Raw genomic sequence first — 16,147 nt, 5'->3', positions numbered from 1 at the left:
ATGGACTTTCTTATCCAATGGTCATTGTTTCTGTTAGCAAGTATCCTGCTCGGTTTCTTTTTAGAAAAACGGACGGAAAAAGAACAATATCTTTACCTGAAGTTTGTTTTTTATGCTTGCTTAGGATCAGTGTCGTTTCCTGTTTACGATATTCAATTGCCGCTTGGCATTATTTTGTTTCTGATTGTCCTGCATCCGAAAAAAAATTCACGGTACAAACGATATATGGCCTTATTCGGATTCCTCTTTTTTCTGCTTCAGCTCATCATGGGACCGTTTGATACGTTTACGCTGCGGGAAGAAACGCAACAAATGGGACAGGTCACGATTACGGATGAATCCTTTGATACGCTGATGACGCACATTGACCGGCGGATCGGAGATGACTCTTTGCGACTTGAACAAAGTCAGTTGTTATTTGATCAGGGAGGTAACTTGCGGAATGCGACATTTGAGTTGATTGCGAAAAGTCCGAAACGGTTCATCCGGTACGAAGTGTCGTATCAGGAAGTGACGGGCACATTAACGTATCGTCCCCGGGAAGAAGTCCTGACGCGTTCGCTCGAGGTTTATTATCAAAAATTAATTGATGCTTCAACCTCGTTTCAGACATTGAAGACGTTATCCATCAAACAGATTCTTCATGAATCGAAGACTCCGTATGTCGAGATGGATTTGGACGGGTTGTATGAAACGTTCAGCTTACAGGATGCGACAGTTCTCTTGATTAACGATCAAGGCGAACTGATTCCGTATGTCAACACGGGAGACGATGTGTTAGCCAACGCGATTCGATTGACGTACTTGCGTTCTGACGGTCAATCGTTACGGGAAAAAACCATACTTTTATACAATTACAGTTTTGAGACCTCAAGACGAAAAGGAGTCGTACGATGAAAAAATGGATATTGATCGGGGGAGTCCTCCTCCTGGCAGGATGTGCGGAACAACCGACAGATCAAGCTGCTGAATCAAAGAAGTGTGAACGTTTGGTAGAAGTATCGGTCGTCAATCATGCAAGTGATAAGACATTATATGAAAAAGACATGTGTCTCAAGAAATCAGAGACGGCACTTGATGCGTTAGAAGAAACGGATCTTCCAGTCGTCAAAACCGGTAAGGGTGAGATGGCATACGTGACGGCCGTTGACGGCATCCGTGAAAAATCAGCCGGAGCAAGCAGCGGCTGGGTGTTCGGCGTCAATGAAAAACCGGCACAAGTCGGGGCAGGGGCGTATCAATTAAAAGACGGCGACCGTCTGGAATGGCGATTTGAAAAAGATGCAATGGCTTATTTTCAGTAAGGCGGAACGGGAGCGACTTCATCCACTGAATGTCGCTCTTTTTTTAGTGGCGATGTTATCGGTCCCGTTTTTTTTGCAGACGCATGTCAGCATTCTGATTGTCTTGAGCGGACATCTACTGTTCTTTACGTGGATCCGGCAATGGAGTGTCCTGCGTTATTTAACCTTACCCTTGGTTTATATCGGAATGATGTATGTTCCTTTGCTTGTCGGTGCTTCCGTTGATCCATACGGAATTTGGTTGACCGGTCTGACGGTGGCGTTGTTCGTGACATCCAGTCAACTGACCTTCACCCTGGTCCGGCTCGATCAAATGGGGCCGTTATTCCGTATTTTGCCGCGCCTGACCCGTTTGACGGGAATGGTTTTGGCGATCTTACCTTCATTGCTCCGGACGTGGCCGGAAGTGAAAATGAGCCATGCCAAACAACCGCTGACAGAAAAGATGGAACGGGTGGCACTGTACCACCTGTTGCCCGTCGAAGCGGTCCCCAGTCCGTTACGGCGTTTGACACTTTCTGATTGGATGATTGGGCTTTTAATTACAGGAATGTATCTTGCCTTCTGGTCTCCTGTAGCAGTAGTAGCCGCTTTAGTGTTACCCGGACTGTTGATGTTCTCGAAAGGAGGGGTACGCGATGCCTACCATTATTACCGACGAAGCAGGGTCACGTAAGCGGCTGGAACAACTGGCTCGTGCGGCCGGGGCAGAAGTGATTCAACCGGATCGCCTGCTGCATGGTCGTGTCCGCGATATGTTGGCGACAACCAGTCTGTTCGTCGCTGGAGAACTGGCGACGTTACTCGGCTTAGAAGCTTTCTTTGACCGGGAGACAAGTGAATTATCCTCGGGGGAACAGCAACTGGTCTCGCTCGGGTATACCTTGTCCGGCTTACCGGAAAAAATCTTCTTGGCAGAGCCGTTTTTATTTTTAGATCAAGTCCGCAAAACCCGGCTGATGCTGTTGTTCGAGGAAATCGAGCGCCGTTTTTCCTGCCATATCACCTATTCCGTCATTCAACAGCAGCCGCTTGAAAAGCTGGATGGAATAGAACCGGTCAAAGGAAAGGTCATCGATGAGATATGGCGCATCCGGCACCGCTATCCGTTACAGGAAAAGTATGCCTTGTCGGTTGAACGAATGTCCTTTCACCTGGGGGAACGGGTGGCACTGATCGGAGCCAACGGGAGTGGAAAATCAACCTTGCTCCGTCTGTTACTCGGTGTGGAACGGCCGCTGTATGGAAAGGTCAAGCGGACCGGCGAAAAATGTTATGTTCCGGCGCATCCGGCGCTTGCACCTGTTCTCGATGAGCCGACCGCTACGTTTTCCGAACAAAAACAACAATTGATGGAACGGCTCTCCTGGAAGGAAGTAGCCTGTTATTTTGATGAACCGACGGCCGGATTAACCAATCGGCAACGGTCTGCGTTCATTCAAAATATGCTCGATCATCCGGATCAATTGATTGTATTCGCTACGCACGATCCTGATTTGATTTTTTATGCGACCCGAGTCGTCTATCTGGTTCAGGGGGAAATTGCTTTTGACGGTCCAACTTCGACTTTCATCGAGCAAAGCAGGTTATACGAATGGAACTGATCGGAGCAGCAGTCCTCATCATTAGTGTAGTTGTTTTATCTTTTGAAAAGCGTCCGATGTCAGAGGCGATGCTTCGGTTCATTGCGCTGGTCACAGCGGCAGCGATTGTCGGACGGCTGATTTTTGCGAGTATTCCGAACGTCCAGCCGGCGACGGCACTGGTCCTTTTGGTCGCTGCCTGTGTAGGACCGGTCACCGGCGCCATTGTCGGGATGCTTGTAGTCGTGTTGACGAGTTTATTTTTAGGAAGTGGTCCTTTCGTATTATTTCAAATCATTGCCTATTCGGTCATCAGTCTTTTCTGTATTTTGCCGGGCATGCAGACGCGGTGGATTCTAACGGCTTATGGACTGGCGGCAGGTTTTTTTTATGGATGGATCAGCAATTTGGGTTTTTTGATCTTTACGGACTTTTCGCGGGAAGCGTTTTTTACACTCCTTTTGACAGGCGGTTTTTTTGATTTGTTGCACGGTGTTTCGAACGCTGTTTTCATCTGGTTGCTGTATCCGATTTTTTTACGGATTCTGCACTCGTTTGATGGAAAAAAGGGTAAATGATAAGTAATCCCATTCGATTGGAGTGAAGCGTGATGCTGAGTTCGCCGCTGTCCATAACGTATCTCGTCGGGTTGTTACTTATCGCTGGTTTGGGTCTGGCATTTGGGAGTATTTTATTGTTGAAGGGAACGATTCGGGGGCGGTATGCAGGATTTTATTTACTGGCAGCAGCCATTTTTCCCGGAGCGATGCTGATTACATCTGCAGAAGGCGGATTAGTCGGGCATCTCTTTTTTGAAACGGATCTCTTCTTGTCGATTGTCGCCTGGTTATTAGTCCTGTCGAGCGGTTATTTGGTCATGGTGACGGGAGCCGTCACGCTTCGGTATGTATACCGCTACACCTCGATTCCGAAAAATGTTCAAAAATGGATGACGGATCATATGCATCGTCCGAAACCGAACTGAATCAAAGAAGACGTCCGTTCTTTTCCGGTATGGAAAGAACGGACGTCTTTTTTAATGTCTGGATCAGTTGGAGACTGCGAATTCTTCAACCGGCGTTTCTTGTTGTTGCTGATCCGGATTTTGAATGCGTCCCGTGACTTCCGTCAAAAGGCGGCGCGGCAGGAATTTTGCAAATGTCACCATGGCGCGGTTGCTCGCTCCCGGTACGACAACCCGTTTGCCTTTCAACGTTCCCCGGTATCCGGCAAAGGCGACGAGGTGGGACGGCATGCTTTTGAAAGGTAACGTAATCTGTGCACGGTCAAAAAAGTTCGTATCCGTCGGTCCCGGGCAAAGGCAGGTGACCGTCACACCCGAACCGTCCAGTTCAGAAGCGAGTGCTTCGGACAGCGACAGGACATACGCTTTTGTCGCGTAATAGACACTCATGTAAGGTCCCGGCATGAAGGCAGCAACAGAGGCCACATTCAAGATCCGGCCGAATCCGCGGTCAAGCATTCCCGGCACCAACCGTTTCGTCAGTTCCGTCAGGGCGACGACGTTGACATGGATGGAATTTAAATCTTCGGACGGATCGATTTCTGCAAAGCGGCCGGATGTCGCAAAACCGGCATTGTTGAACAACAGATCGACCGTCAGCTCATGTTCCTCAAGGAAACTGAGGATCCGCGAGACACTGTCCGGTTTTGAAAGGTCGGCTGCGAATGTATAAGCCTTGATTTGGTAACGTTTTTCAAGGACATGCTTAAGCTCCGTCAGTTTCTTTTCATTGCGGGCAATCAATACACAATCAAACCCGTCGCGTGCCGCCAAAACAGCCAAATCAAGACCGATTCCACCGGAAGCACCTGTAATCAAAGCGGTTTTTCGTAACATATCATACTCCTCCATTCAATTGATGACTCATTCTCTAATCTTTATCATTCCCTATTGTTCCCTTGATTCCTGCTCGATAAGCATCTCCTTTTAGAAGTCCGCCGATTCAAGGTATGATAAAGAAAGGATACACCTACAGAAAGTGAGCTGAGTCTCTTGAGAAAAAATGTCACGATTGCTTTGTTATTAGCTACATTTTTAGCGGCGATTGAAGGTACGATCGTTGCGACGGCAACACCGGTCATGGCAAGTGAGTTAAACGGCGCGAAACTCGTCAGCTGGATTTTCGCCGGTTTCTTACTGTTCATGGCCGTCTCAACACCGATTTACGGGAAGATGGCAGACCTGTACGGAAGAAAACGTGTCCTGTTATTCGGAATCGGTGTCTTCACGGTCGCGTCGCTCGCCTGTGGATTGGCGCAATCGATGGAAATGTTGATTCTGTTCCGTGCCGCGCAAGGAATCGGAGCGGGAGCCGTCTTGCCGATTGCGATGACGATCATCGGGGATTTATATACATACGAGGAACGCGGAAAAATTCAAGGCGTTTTAAGTGCGGTTTGGGGAATCTCGGGTGTCGCCGGTCCGCTCGTCGGCGGTTTTTTAGTCGAGACGTTATCGTGGCGTTACATCTTTTTATTAAATGTACCGTTTGCTCTGATTTCATTCATCATGATTGTTTTGTTTTATAAAGAAAATGTCACCGAGACGTCACGGAAGATTGATTACCGGGGAGCCATTTTATTTGCGACTGGCATGAGCGCGTTACTGTACGGATTATTATCGGGAAGTGAATCCGAATCATTTGCCGAGCCGCTGATTTTAATCAGTTTTGCAGTCAGTGTGATCCTGCTGTTCTGGTTTTACCGGGTCGAGAAAAAAGCGTCGGATCCGCTGTTGCCACCGGCGGTCATCCGGCATCCGGTCATTCTCGTCATCAATTTGGCGGTCTTCTTTTCTGCCTGGGTACTCGTCTCGATGTCGGCCTACATCCCGATTTTCGCGCAAGGCGTGCTCGGAAAAAGTCCGACGGAAGCTGGTTTTATGCTGATGCCGCTGTCGTTGTTTTGGACACTGACGGCAATCGTCGGCGGACGGACGATTGGCATCGCCTCGCCGCGCTACCGGACAATGACCGGAATGGGATTACTCGTCATCGGGATGGCGATTTTAATTGGAATCGGACGGGAATCAAGTGACGTTTTCATTTATTTGGCTGTTTCGTTGATTGGAATCGGTTTCGGACTGGCGCAACCCGTCTTTATGGTCGTCCTGCAGACTTCGGTCGACTGGTCGCTCCGCGGATCAGCGACTGCCGTCAACTCGTTTTTGAGTACGACCGGACAAACGCTTGGTGTGGCGATCTTCGGCACCTTGTTTAATGTGTCGATCATCCAGGCATTTTCCGACTCGAAACTGCTTTCTGGCTACTCGATTGATCCGTTTTTCCAGTCGGGTACGGCCTCCCGTTACGGAGCAGACGTTCAATCGGCCGCGGAACAAGCACTCGCAAACGGACTGCATCTCGTCTTCATCGGGGGCCTCGTCTGTGCCATTCTTGCCTTTTTCATGACCTTCCGACTGCCGAAAGTCCGTCCGGAAGATCCGACCAATTAAAAAATACCAGTCAGACAATCTTCTAACAGAAGACTGCTAATCTTCTAACAGAAGACTGCTGACTGGTATTTATTTTTTATTCCGCAGTCGTCGCGGCATTTTGTTTGGCAAATTGTTCCCGGATATCACGTTCATTGCGGCGCAGGAACAGACCGATTCCGACGAGCAGTAAGGCAGCACCGGTGATTTGAATCCACGTCAATGATTCCTGGAACAGGAAGTATCCGAAAATCATTCCCCAAACGGCTTCCCCGAGAATCGTAATACTGACGATGCTGGCACTGACACGTGACAAGGCCCAATTGAATAAGTTGTGGCCGAGCAGTGTCGGGAAAACAGCGAGTAAAATATAGATTTTCCAATCGGTTTGGAATGAACCGACTAGATTGACCGATTGAATGAGCGAAAACAGTAACAGAACGACGGAAGACACGGCATAGACGCCGAATGAATACGTATTCGTCGAGACGCTTGTCCGGACGTGTTGACCGAGCAGCCAGTAACCGGCGACAAGAATCGTCGCAAGCAAGGCGAGTCCATCTCCGATCAGTGCTCTTGGACCAACCGCGATGTCACCATAAGCGACAAGTCCGCCGCCGATTAAAGCGACACCGACGAAAAAGAGAGCTTTTCTCGACGGATGCTGTTTGAAGAAGACGGCATTGCCGATCAAAACAAAAATTGGACTCGCGGTTACGAAGAGCGTCGAGCTGGCAACTGTCGTATAATCAAGGGACAGGAACCACAGCCAAAAATGACCGGCTAAGAGAATTCCGCTTAAAATCATATGTCGGATGGTCGTTGAACTGAGACTAAGTAATTCTTTCAGGTGAATCAACGGTAACAGTAACAGTGTCGAAAACAACATTCTGTAAAAAGCAACCGCTTCGATTGGGGTTTCGGCCCATTTAACGAAAATTGCAGATGTCGAGATAAAAAAGAGTGCCATGAATAAAGTGAAATAGGGCATGTTAACCTCCGCGTGTCTGAAGTAAGGAAATGAGGGTGAACCAATGCAATTAATCATTGCGGAAAAACCAAAACAAGCTGAAAAACTCGCAGCACCGTATCCATCGGTCAAGCGGGACGGATATATTGAAATCAAACCGTGTGACCGGTTTCCGGCGGGGGCAAAGCTTGCTTATGCCGTCGGCCATTTATGTGAACTCCAGGAACCGGCCCATTACGATGCCAAATGGAAACGATGGAACTATGACCATCTTCCGATCATCCCGGAACGGTTCGACTACCGGTTATCCCGGGGAAAAAGCAAAACCTTTCAAGTCATCAAGAAGTTACTGAACGAACGGACGACAACTTCCATCATTATAGCATCGGATGCCGAGCGAGAGGGAGAGGCAATCGTCCGATTGATTCTCCGATTGGCCAATAACGCAAAACCGATTCAGCGCCTTTGGATTTCCAGTCTGACACCACAGGCCGTTGATCACGGTTTCGCGAACCTGCTCGACGGCAAAGAAACCGAGAATCTGTTTCATGAGGCGATGAGCCGCGCCTGTGCCGACTGGTTAATCGGGATGAATGCTTCCCGGGCCTATACGACGCTGCTCAAGAAAAAAGGCATCGCCGATGTCTTTTCACTAGGACGGGTGCAGACGCCGACATTGTCATTGATCGTCGAACGGGAAAAACAAATTGAGAACTTCCGTCCGGAAACGTTTTTTGAAGTCGAGGCCGATTTTACCCGGTATACCGGAAAGTACATCAATCCGAAAAAACAAACGAAGATTACGGAACGGAGCCTTGCGGAAGCAATCGTTGCCCGAACAACAGGAACCGGTACCGTTGCAGCGGTCGAAAAGACGGAACAAGTCGAAAAACCGCCGTTCTGGTTCAGTTTATCGCTGTTGCAAACGGAAGCCAGTCGCCGTTTCGGACTCGGGGCAAAGGAAACACTCGATATCGCGCAAAAACTGTATATCCGGGGCTGGATCAGTTATCCGCGGACGGATTCGTCTTTCGTCTCAAAAGACGAGGCGAGCCAGTTTCCGGCGATTTTAAACCGGCTCCTGAAACAGCCGGAGTATACCGAACTGACGGATTTCGTGACGAACAATCTGATGAATAATAAACGGTACGTCAATTCCGCGAAGGTCAGTGATCACTATGCCATCATCCCGACGGAAGAAGCGGGAGCCGTTGCGAAACTGTCCGGACGCGATGCGCAAGTCTATGATTTAATCGTCCGCCGTTTCTTAGCTGCCTTTGCAGCGGATGCCCGGTCGGAAAAAACGGAAATCATCACGGAACGGGAACAGGACCGTTTCCTGACGAAAGGCAGCCGGTCGCTTGAACTCGGCTTCAAGAAAGTCTTGAAAATCGAAGCAAAAGAGCAGGAGCTGCCGGCAGTGGAAGTCGGTCAGCCGGTACCAATCAAAGGAGCAAAGCTGCTCGAGAAACAGACGGAACCGCCAAAACGCTATACGGAAGGGACGCTGATTCTCGGAATGAAGACAGCCGGGAAAGTGCTCGAAAATGAACTGCAAGCCATCATGAAGGAAATCGAAGGCCTGGGAACAGAAGCGACACGCGCCGGCATCATCGACGGACTGAAACGCCGGGAATACATTCAAGTCAAGAAAAAAGAACTCCATCCGACAGCAAAAGGGCGGATTTTGATTGAAGCCGTCAGCGGCAGTATCCTCGCTTCCCCGGAGATGACGGCAAAGTGGGAAAGCCGGCTCGACCAAATCGGCAAAGGGGAAGCATCCGCGGCTCAATTTGTCGATCAGGCGAAGAAGCTGTCCCAGCATTTAGTCCAGGATGCGAAAACACGGGTGGAACAACTGGAAGTCGATCCGACGCAAGTTCCGGCTAAACGGGCGCGCGGCGCCACGAACCGGCCGGTCGGCATCTGTCCCGTCTGTCAGGCGGAACTGCTTGATCGTGGAAAGTTTTACGGGTGCAGTGCCTATCAGAAAAACAATTGCGGGTTTACCCTGCCGAAGACGATACTCGGGGCGCGTCTGACACAAACCGAGCTGAAAAAAATGCTCGCGAACGGAAAAACAAAACCGCTTGAGATGAAAAAGAACGGGCGGACTTTCCAGGCGATGCTGTATTTGGAACAACACCAATTGAAATTTGAGTTCGTGAAGGGAGAAGCTTGATGTATTACGATTTAATGGAGAATAAAACCTTTATCCCGATGTTTGAACAATTTTTAAAAGAGGGGACAAAGCTGACGGTCTGGTTTCCGAACGAAGTGACGATCGGGCAGGCGGATGCTTTGATCGAAGAAGCGGAGGAATTGTTCGGGGTGACGGCCGAAGTCATCGATGATCCGCAATCGTTCGGAAAATCCTTGCTGTTGCCGTATTTAACGGAGCAGGAAACCCGGGAAGACGATTTCGTCCGTTACGAAACGGTGATGACGGAAGAGGTGAAAGCAGTCTTACGGGAATTGACCTTGCCGATGATGACAGACGGTGATTTCGCCGTCCTCTATTCGTACCGGATTGACCGGCCGGATGGTTTTTTATTCGTCGAAGATTGGTTTAATGCAGAAGTTTCCTTAGAAACTTAACAAAAAAACGGAAACCCTCCTGGTTCGTGTTGCGTAAGAGTAACTATCACACGAAACGAGGAGGGCTTTTATGTCGTTTTCAGGAATCGCTTCATTGCTTAACGGCAACCGACTGTTGCTGTATATCGAAGGTGACGGTTTTTTTTCCGGAATGCCGGTTTTTATGATGATCTTTTTTGGAATCATCGTATGTATTTTCGTCATCGGTCTGTTTGCGATGATTACACAGGGTGCCTCGACACACAGTCTGACGAAGTCGCTCCGGCATCATGCCTCGGAACTCGTGACACCGTCGGAGGAAAGTGCACAGCGGTATCTGGATTATCTCCGCTCCTTGTCATCGTTTCCGGTCGAAAAGACGAATCTCGAACCGATTCGTTTGGCGAAAGGGATTCTATCGTTGATTCAACAGACGGATCAGGTACAGGAGGCAACGAAAAAAGACATCGCGGCACAATATGCACGACTCGGTGTGTTGATGGGGGATCCGCTCGCGGATGAAGAACCTGTCCGCCGTCATTCGAGTATGCATCATCACCATGACCACCATCAGATGCACGTCAATCAGCAACAGAACGATCACTCCAATCATTCTAATTTTTAATGGTTTGGAGCCGACTCACGAGTCAGTCTCTACAAAGAAAAGGGTGACGGATTCCAATTCCGTCACTCTTTTTTCGTTAAAAAAGATCACCCGGTTCACGCGACTCCTGCAGGAAAAAGTACAAGTTGGGCTGTCAGAGACAAACTGGCTTGTATCTCGCCTGAGAAAAGGGCGTGAAAGAACGAGTGATGCCTTTTGGAATCAGCTCCTTTTAACAAATCGTCCTAAAATCCCCCATTTTTTGAAATCTCTTTGTAACATACAAGCATTTAGATTAAAGTTAGATGAAAAGTAATCTTTTTTGAGCATATTTAGTGGTTTTGCCTAAAAAACCTTTAGAATAAGGTTTAGAAACAATTAGTTTAAATTTTTACAAGTAGAGGGGGATGAATAGATGAAGTCATGGCTTAATCGAACGATTGGACGCCAAATTATGTCTGCCTTCTATATGGTTATCTTGACACTCGTGCTGACCTCAGCCGGCGTTTATTTTTATACGAAAAGTCAGGTTCAGACATCACGTCAGGAACTGCTGACATTAAACGATCATCGGACACGTGCGACGAACTTATATGAATCATGGCAAAGTCTTCAGTATGAAATGCGCGGATTCGTCTTACTGGGCGATGAAGCAATGCTCGAAGAAATTGAACGGAAAAAGGATAATATCAATCAACAAACGACCTGGTTTGAGAAAAATGCCCGTTTTAAAGAAGAAAAACAGTATGCAAAAGACGCCCGATCGCTGTACACGGCGTACACACAACGTGTCATGCCGAGTCTGACGAACTACGTTGCTGCCAAAAAAGACGGCGACGTAACCGAACCGTTCCTGCAGATGGCAACGCTCGGAAAAGTCACGCAGGCGCCTAAGCTCGATCCGAAACGGAAATTCAACATCAAGACGAAAAGTGCGGCTGATATGAGCTCAAGTATCGTCGACATGGAGACCGTCTTTACAAAGTACCGCAACTCATTAAATAAACAAGAGCTCGCGGCCCAAGAAAAGCTCGGAAAACAGGTTAACGCTTCACAGATATTGGGATTTGTTAATCTTGCTGTCCTGCTGTTGATCATTGCCTTGCTCGTCCGACCGTTCGTTTCGCGGTTGACCGGCCAGTTGCGTCAATTGAACCGGGAAAGCAGCCGTCTCGCCCGAGGCGAGGACGCGACACCGATCAAGGTCGTAAATGCCCGGGATGAAATCGGCGAACTGACGACCAACTTCAATCAGATGGCTGCCTCGATTTCTTCGCAGAAAATGCAACTCGTGTCGAGTAACGATGAATTGCAGAGTCAGCAGGAAGAACTCGTTGCCCAGCAGGAAGAGCTGCAGATGCAACAAGAGGAACTCGAAGAAGCACTCGACACTACGTTGCGAAACGAAACGCATTTGCGGTATCGCAACGAGTTGACGGAAACGCTCGCTTCCCGTGAGACGTTGACGGCGTATCCGGCCATCATTGAAAAGTTGATTACGATTACAGATGCCGAGCTCGGGGCGATTGTTTTCCTTGACGATGACCGCTATACGGATATCGTATCGTACGGTATGACACCGGATCAGCAACATCAGTTGTTACACTCTTCGATTTCGTTACTGGAACGGGCACGGATGCACAAGCATGCTGTCCGTTCGACGAAACAAGTGACGAGTGATCATCCGTTGCCGTATCCGTACAGTATGTATGAAACGGTCGTTCCGGTCATGGATCCGTCGACCAATACGATGATTGCTAGCATTTATCTGGTCCGTTACCGGGACCAGTTCAATGAAGAACAAACGGAAGAAATTTGGTCCTTCTCCCGGCAATTGGCCTTGTCCCTGCTTCGGATGCGGGTGTTTGATGAAATCGAGCGGGAACGCGAGAAAACATCGAAGTTGTTGCACTCAATCCGTGAAGCGGTCATTTATATCGAAGATGACAAGATTTTTGCCAATAAACCATTATTGGCCTTATTCCATCATCCGTCCCACGATCAATTTAACGAGGGGTTGATGACACTTGATGTCAAAATTGAAGAGTTGGCTGTCCAGGTCGACCAGCACGAGGCGTTTCTCGAATATATGAACCGAGTCTGCCGCCACGACATTCCGACTGAAGGCTTGTCTTTATCCTTAAACAAAGAGGAACGGTTCGTTCAAGTGTACGCGGAAGGCATTCAATACGGCGGCCGTTTCCGGGGAACGATGCTTGTCCTGCGGGACGTGACGATCGAAACCGGTATCGACCGGATGAAGTCCGAGTTCGTGTCGACGGTATCCCATGAGTTGCGGACGCCGCTTGCCTCGATCTTTGGTTATACCGAGTTGATGCTCGCAAAAGACTTGCCTGTCGATCGTCAGCAACGGTACTTGACGACGATTCATTCGGAGACGCAACGTCTGACGAGTCTCGTCAATGATTTTCTTGATGTTCAGCGCATGGAATCCAGTCAGCAACAGTATCAGTTTGTAAAACTCGATCTTCGGAACTTGATTCAGGAAGTTGCCGAATTCCATGCCGGTTCAACGAGTCATCACCAATTGACACTCGAAACCGGGGACCGGCCGCTTCGTTGGATTGAAGCGGACGAACCAAAAATGCGGCAATTATTCGGGAATTTGATTAATAATGCCATTAAATATTCACCGGACGGCGGAGAGATTGAGCTTAAGCTGGAAGAGCTGGAGGACCGGTTACGGATCCAAATCATCGATGAAGGAATCGGGATTCCGCAACACGCCTTACCGGAACTCTTCAGTAAGTTTTACCGGGTCGATAATTCTGACAGCCGGAAAATCGGCGGGACCGGTCTTGGCCTTGCAATCTGTCAGGAAATCGTCCGTGCCCATGACGGGTTGATCCATGTGGAATCAACAGAAGGGAGCGGTTCGACCTTTACGATTGAACTGCCGTTCGTGCAGGTGAGTTCGCTTGAAACGATTACCGGAACGGAACACGCGAAAGACCATAAAAGATAAGCAGATTGAAACAGCAGCAGACAACGGACTATCCGTTGTCTGCTTTTTGGTGTAAAACGATTCGGAAGAAACAGTGACGGGAAAAGTAAAAAACAGGTGACAGAATATTATTCAAAAAGGAGGAATTCACTGTGAAACAGATACGACCGCCTTGCTAAGTTCGACTTCGACGGAATATTCAACTGCTGTACCTGATTCGTTTTTTGACCGCCTGTCTGCCCGCGTATGTCATTGAGCGCTTGTTTTGGCAACAACGTGGCATGACGGTGCAGGACGTCGTGTATGCTGAAATCGTGTTTGCCCTGACGGTGATGATGCTAGAAGTCCCATTTGGTTTGTTCGCTGATCGGTTGGGACGGAAAATCAGTCTGCTGACAGGAACCCTATTTGAAACGTTATCGTTTGTAATCTTGCTTCACGCGTACGACCTGTCGTCCTTTTTACTCGCGATGGTGTTAGCCGGAATCGGAAGTACTGCTGTCAGCGGAGCGGAAGAGGCATTGATTTACGAAACGATGGAGCAACTAGGGGGAAGGGAGCATTTTGAGAAAACGATTGGTCGGATAAACGCGGCAGGCCTTGCAGCAACCGGTAGTGCGGCGCTGATTGGAGCATGGCTTGCGACATCGTATGAGCTGACGGTGCATTATCATCTCTCGCTTGGTTGCTTGACGGCGGCTGTTTTCGTCAGCTACTTGTTGACTGAACCGGACAAATCCGGACGACCGGCAGTTTCTGTTACGCGTTACAACTGGCGTCGGTGGAACTTTGTTCCTTCGTTCATCCGGATGACGTTACTCAGCATTTCGTTTGGGGCGACATTGACGTTCTTGGATGAGTTTTGGCAATTGTATGTTCAGGATCAAGGTATTTCCGTCTTCTGGTTTGGGATTATCTTGATTGGCTTGATGGTTGCCCAGGGACTCGGTAATCTTTTGCCTAAACCGGACCGTCCGTTCGTCCCGCTCAGCGTTCTTCTACTTGTGTATGGAGGCGGTTTTATCTTACTCGCTGTGATGGACAGTCGATGGTCCGTCCTTGTCTTGATAGGGCTGTTTTTGATTTACGGTTGGTCGGAACCAGTCCTGACGACATGGATGCAGGGCATGTTGACAGATGATGTTCGGGCGACCGGCAGTTCAATACTGTCGATGCTTGAGAGTGTGGTGACGATCGGTATCGGATTGGGGTTTGGCCAAATCAGTCAAAGTTCAGGTCTTGGCGGAGCCTATTTCTCGCTTGGACTTGTCTGTCTGTTGATGGGAACAGGATTGCTGGTATTTCATCAAAAAAGATAGCAACGAAAAGGTGAAAAAGAGAGGTCTTTTCCAGGTGGGATACCTGAAAAAACCTCTCTTTTGTGTGCTTGTCTTATGAGATGCGCTGTTTCTGCTTGATCGCAACGGCATCAGGCAAACGCCGGGCTACCGGGAACATCAGCAGAGCGACCGCGGCCGCGATCCAGTAGACGGTCTCGATACTCAAACGGTCCGCAAGTAATCCGAACAGCAGACTGCCGAGACAAAAGCTGAGCGTATAGAAGGTTTGTTGCATGCTGTAGACATAAGGTAAGCGGGCGGCTGGCGTCGCTTCCTGTAAACGGGTAGTCAGCTCAATCGCCCGTAGTTGGCTAGAAGCGCCCTGCAACACACAGGCGACAACGGCAAAGACGACAGACGGTGCAAAAGCAAATAAGACGGTGGCTCCAACCGATAATGCCACACTCAGTGTTAACAGGGAAGCAGACTTGGTCCGGCGGAGCATGTAATAACTGCCGCCGATCATGCTGAGCAGGTAAAAGGCATTTAAGATGCCCCACCAGCTGTCAGATACATGGAGATGCGTATCAATATAAACAAGGAATAACGCTGAAATCCAGGCGGTACTGGTAAAGGCGTCGATGCCGAGCAATGTCGTATTCAGCCGGGCCGGTTCAGTCGACCATGTATAGCGGAAGCTCGACCGGAACGATGGTGTTTCCTGCATTTCTTCGACAGGATCCGCGAGTTGACGGACCTGATGACGAAACAGACCGGTCCAGAGACTTGCCAAAACAAACAAACCGAATGAAATCGTCAGGACGAGACCGGGGGAGCCGAGGCTGACAAAAATCGCACCGAGCGGCCACATTACCAGTTGAACAACTTGGTTTGTCCCTTGAACCAGACTGTTGGCTTTTTGAAGATTATCCGTGATGCGCGGCAGGAAGGCACTTTCGAGCGGTCGGGCAAATCCGTCGAGAAAGGCAATCCAGACGACGCATCCAAGCAGATAACCGAACGGTAAATCAAAAAATACAATCAGACCGAGGCTGATCGTTTTTAAAAGCTGACTGGATAACAAAAGCGAAGCATGACGGAACCGTCTTGCGAGATCGGCAAAGAAAAATCCGCTGATCGTCATGCCTGCTGTCACGGCAATCGGGAATAGGGCAGCAGTGCTGGCCTGTCCGGTTTCAGCATACAGGGTAGCGATGAGAGCGACGATGTAGAGCGCATCTCCCGCATTTGCTACCCACTGGCTGACCAGTAAAGTTGTAAATCGGTTCATCTATAAAACCTCCACATCGTTCGTATTTAGTTAGTGGGTGGGTAAATAGATGAATTTACATCGGTCAGCCTCATTTCGCGTTTTTTTTGATTGTATAAGGAAAAAAATGGATTGTC

General features: G+C 48.9%; 15 protein-coding genes. 12 read left to right on the top strand and 3 right to left on the bottom strand.

The features are described from left to right. From KNQ07_RS08280 to KNQ07_RS08255, 6 genes are read left to right on the top strand one after another with little or no spacing between them, the layout of a single operon-like run. Positions 1 to 897, top strand: a complete 897-nt coding sequence (locus KNQ07_RS08280) for a hypothetical protein (protein WP_214766049.1) — start codon at positions 1 to 3, stop codon at positions 895 to 897. Then, a complete protein-coding gene (locus tag KNQ07_RS08275; protein ID WP_214766047.1) occupies positions 894 to 1,304 on the top strand; it encodes a DUF4430 domain-containing protein in 411 nt (136 codons plus the stop codon). Before KNQ07_RS08280 ends, KNQ07_RS08275 begins: the two co-directional genes overlap by 4 nt. Beyond that, positions 1,282 to 1,980: a hypothetical protein gene (locus tag KNQ07_RS08270; protein ID WP_214766044.1), complete on the top strand. Its 699-nt coding sequence runs from the start codon at positions 1,282 to 1,284 to the stop codon at positions 1,978 to 1,980. The genes KNQ07_RS08275 and KNQ07_RS08270 overlap by 23 nt, the downstream gene beginning before the upstream one ends. After that, complete coding sequence (locus KNQ07_RS08265; protein ID WP_214766042.1) at positions 1,943 to 2,908, top strand: ATP-binding cassette domain-containing protein; 966 nt, start codon at positions 1,943 to 1,945, stop codon at positions 2,906 to 2,908. The genes KNQ07_RS08270 and KNQ07_RS08265 overlap by 38 nt, the downstream gene beginning before the upstream one ends. Beyond that, positions 2,899 to 3,465, top strand: coding sequence for an ECF transporter S component (locus KNQ07_RS08260; RefSeq protein WP_214766040.1), 567 nt, complete (start codon positions 2,899 to 2,901; stop codon positions 3,463 to 3,465). The genes KNQ07_RS08265 and KNQ07_RS08260 overlap by 10 nt, the downstream gene beginning before the upstream one ends. A gap of 32 nt (positions 3,466 to 3,497) precedes the next feature. Further along, positions 3,498 to 3,872 carry a hypothetical protein gene (locus KNQ07_RS08255; protein WP_214766038.1) on the top strand — a complete coding sequence of 125 codons (375 nt, stop codon included), beginning with the start codon at positions 3,498 to 3,500 and terminating at the stop codon, positions 3,870 to 3,872. 63 nt (positions 3,873 to 3,935) lie between these two features. Here the strand turns inward: KNQ07_RS08255 and KNQ07_RS08250 are convergent, their stop codons facing one another. Next, entirely contained in the window at positions 3,936 to 4,748 is an 813-nt protein-coding gene (locus KNQ07_RS08250; protein WP_012369862.1) for an SDR family NAD(P)-dependent oxidoreductase, read from the bottom strand. A 156-nt stretch (positions 4,749 to 4,904) separates the two neighbouring features. On the opposite strand from KNQ07_RS08250, the gene KNQ07_RS08245 reads away from it, so the two are divergent. Next, a complete protein-coding gene (locus KNQ07_RS08245) occupies positions 4,905 to 6,365 on the top strand; it encodes an MDR family MFS transporter (protein ID WP_214766037.1) in 1,461 nt (486 codons plus the stop codon). A gap of 76 nt (positions 6,366 to 6,441) precedes the next feature. On the opposite strand, the gene KNQ07_RS08240 is transcribed toward KNQ07_RS08245, so the two are convergent. Further along, the gene (locus KNQ07_RS08240; RefSeq protein ID WP_012369864.1) at positions 6,442 to 7,335 is read right to left on the bottom strand and encodes a DMT family transporter; all 894 of its coding nucleotides are present in this window, start codon (positions 7,333 to 7,335) and stop codon (positions 6,442 to 6,444) included. A gap of 43 nt (positions 7,336 to 7,378) precedes the next feature. On the opposite strand from KNQ07_RS08240, the gene KNQ07_RS08235 reads away from it, so the two are divergent. The 5 genes from KNQ07_RS08235 (at position 7,379) to KNQ07_RS08215 (ending at position 14,779) form a co-directional block, all read left to right on the top strand. Continuing rightward, positions 7,379 to 9,496, top strand: a complete 2,118-nt coding sequence (locus KNQ07_RS08235; protein WP_214766035.1) for a DNA topoisomerase III — start codon at positions 7,379 to 7,381, stop codon at positions 9,494 to 9,496. Then, positions 9,496 to 9,912 carry a hypothetical protein gene (locus KNQ07_RS08230; protein ID WP_012369866.1) on the top strand — a complete coding sequence of 139 codons (417 nt, stop codon included), beginning with the start codon at positions 9,496 to 9,498 and terminating at the stop codon, positions 9,910 to 9,912. The genes KNQ07_RS08235 and KNQ07_RS08230 overlap by 1 nt, the downstream gene beginning before the upstream one ends. A 70-nt stretch (positions 9,913 to 9,982) precedes the next feature. Further along, complete coding sequence (locus tag KNQ07_RS08225) at positions 9,983 to 10,516, top strand: hypothetical protein (RefSeq protein WP_012369867.1); 534 nt, start codon at positions 9,983 to 9,985, stop codon at positions 10,514 to 10,516. 394 nt (positions 10,517 to 10,910) lie between these two features. Then, positions 10,911 to 13,481, top strand: coding sequence for a HAMP domain-containing sensor histidine kinase (locus KNQ07_RS08220; protein WP_214766032.1), 2,571 nt, complete (start codon positions 10,911 to 10,913; stop codon positions 13,479 to 13,481). A 239-nt stretch (positions 13,482 to 13,720) separates the two neighbouring features. Next, complete coding sequence (locus KNQ07_RS08215; RefSeq protein ID WP_251139507.1) at positions 13,721 to 14,779, top strand: MFS transporter; 1,059 nt, start codon at positions 13,721 to 13,723, stop codon at positions 14,777 to 14,779. A gap of 73 nt (positions 14,780 to 14,852) precedes the next feature. Here KNQ07_RS08215 and KNQ07_RS08210 read toward each other — a convergent pair whose 3' ends face one another. Next, the gene (locus tag KNQ07_RS08210; RefSeq protein ID WP_214766028.1) at positions 14,853 to 16,031 is read right to left on the bottom strand and encodes an MFS transporter; all 1,179 of its coding nucleotides are present in this window, start codon (positions 16,029 to 16,031) and stop codon (positions 14,853 to 14,855) included. Positions 16,032 to 16,147 lie beyond the last annotated feature (116 nt).

The organism is Exiguobacterium sp. s145 (genome assembly GCF_018618835.1).
Classification (GTDB): domain Bacteria; phylum Bacillota; class Bacilli; order Exiguobacteriales; family Exiguobacteriaceae; genus Exiguobacterium_A; species Exiguobacterium_A artemiae.
This window is presented reverse-complemented; position numbering and strand designations above follow the sequence as displayed.

Excerpts from the sequence above, each read along its gene's own strand:
- KNQ07_RS08280 (WP_214766049.1), top strand. The coding sequence starts at position 1 with ATGGACTTTCTTATCCAATGGTCATTGTTTCTGTTAGCAAGTATCCTG.
- KNQ07_RS08275 (WP_214766047.1), top strand. The coding sequence starts at position 894 with ATGAAAAAATGGATATTGATCGGGGGAGTCCTCCTCCTGGCAGGATGT.
- KNQ07_RS08270 (WP_214766044.1), top strand. The coding sequence starts at position 1,282 with ATGCAATGGCTTATTTTCAGTAAGGCGGAACGGGAGCGACTTCATCCA.
- KNQ07_RS08265 (WP_214766042.1), top strand. The coding sequence starts at position 1,943 with ATGCCTACCATTATTACCGACGAAGCAGGGTCACGTAAGCGGCTGGAA.
- KNQ07_RS08260 (WP_214766040.1), top strand. The coding sequence starts at position 2,899 with ATGGAACTGATCGGAGCAGCAGTCCTCATCATTAGTGTAGTTGTTTTA.
- KNQ07_RS08255 (WP_214766038.1), top strand. The coding sequence starts at position 3,498 with ATGCTGAGTTCGCCGCTGTCCATAACGTATCTCGTCGGGTTGTTACTT.
- KNQ07_RS08250 (WP_012369862.1), bottom strand. The coding sequence starts at position 4,748 with ATGTTACGAAAAACCGCTTTGATTACAGGTGCTTCCGGTGGAATCGGT.
- KNQ07_RS08240 (WP_012369864.1), bottom strand. The coding sequence starts at position 7,335 with ATGCCCTATTTCACTTTATTCATGGCACTCTTTTTTATCTCGACATCT.
- KNQ07_RS08235 (WP_214766035.1), top strand. The coding sequence starts at position 7,379 with ATGCAATTAATCATTGCGGAAAAACCAAAACAAGCTGAAAAACTCGCA.
- KNQ07_RS08230 (WP_012369866.1), top strand. The coding sequence starts at position 9,496 with ATGTATTACGATTTAATGGAGAATAAAACCTTTATCCCGATGTTTGAA.
- KNQ07_RS08225 (WP_012369867.1), top strand. The coding sequence starts at position 9,983 with ATGTCGTTTTCAGGAATCGCTTCATTGCTTAACGGCAACCGACTGTTG.
- KNQ07_RS08220 (WP_214766032.1), top strand. The coding sequence starts at position 10,911 with ATGAAGTCATGGCTTAATCGAACGATTGGACGCCAAATTATGTCTGCC.
- KNQ07_RS08210 (WP_214766028.1), bottom strand. The coding sequence starts at position 16,031 with ATGAACCGATTTACAACTTTACTGGTCAGCCAGTGGGTAGCAAATGCG.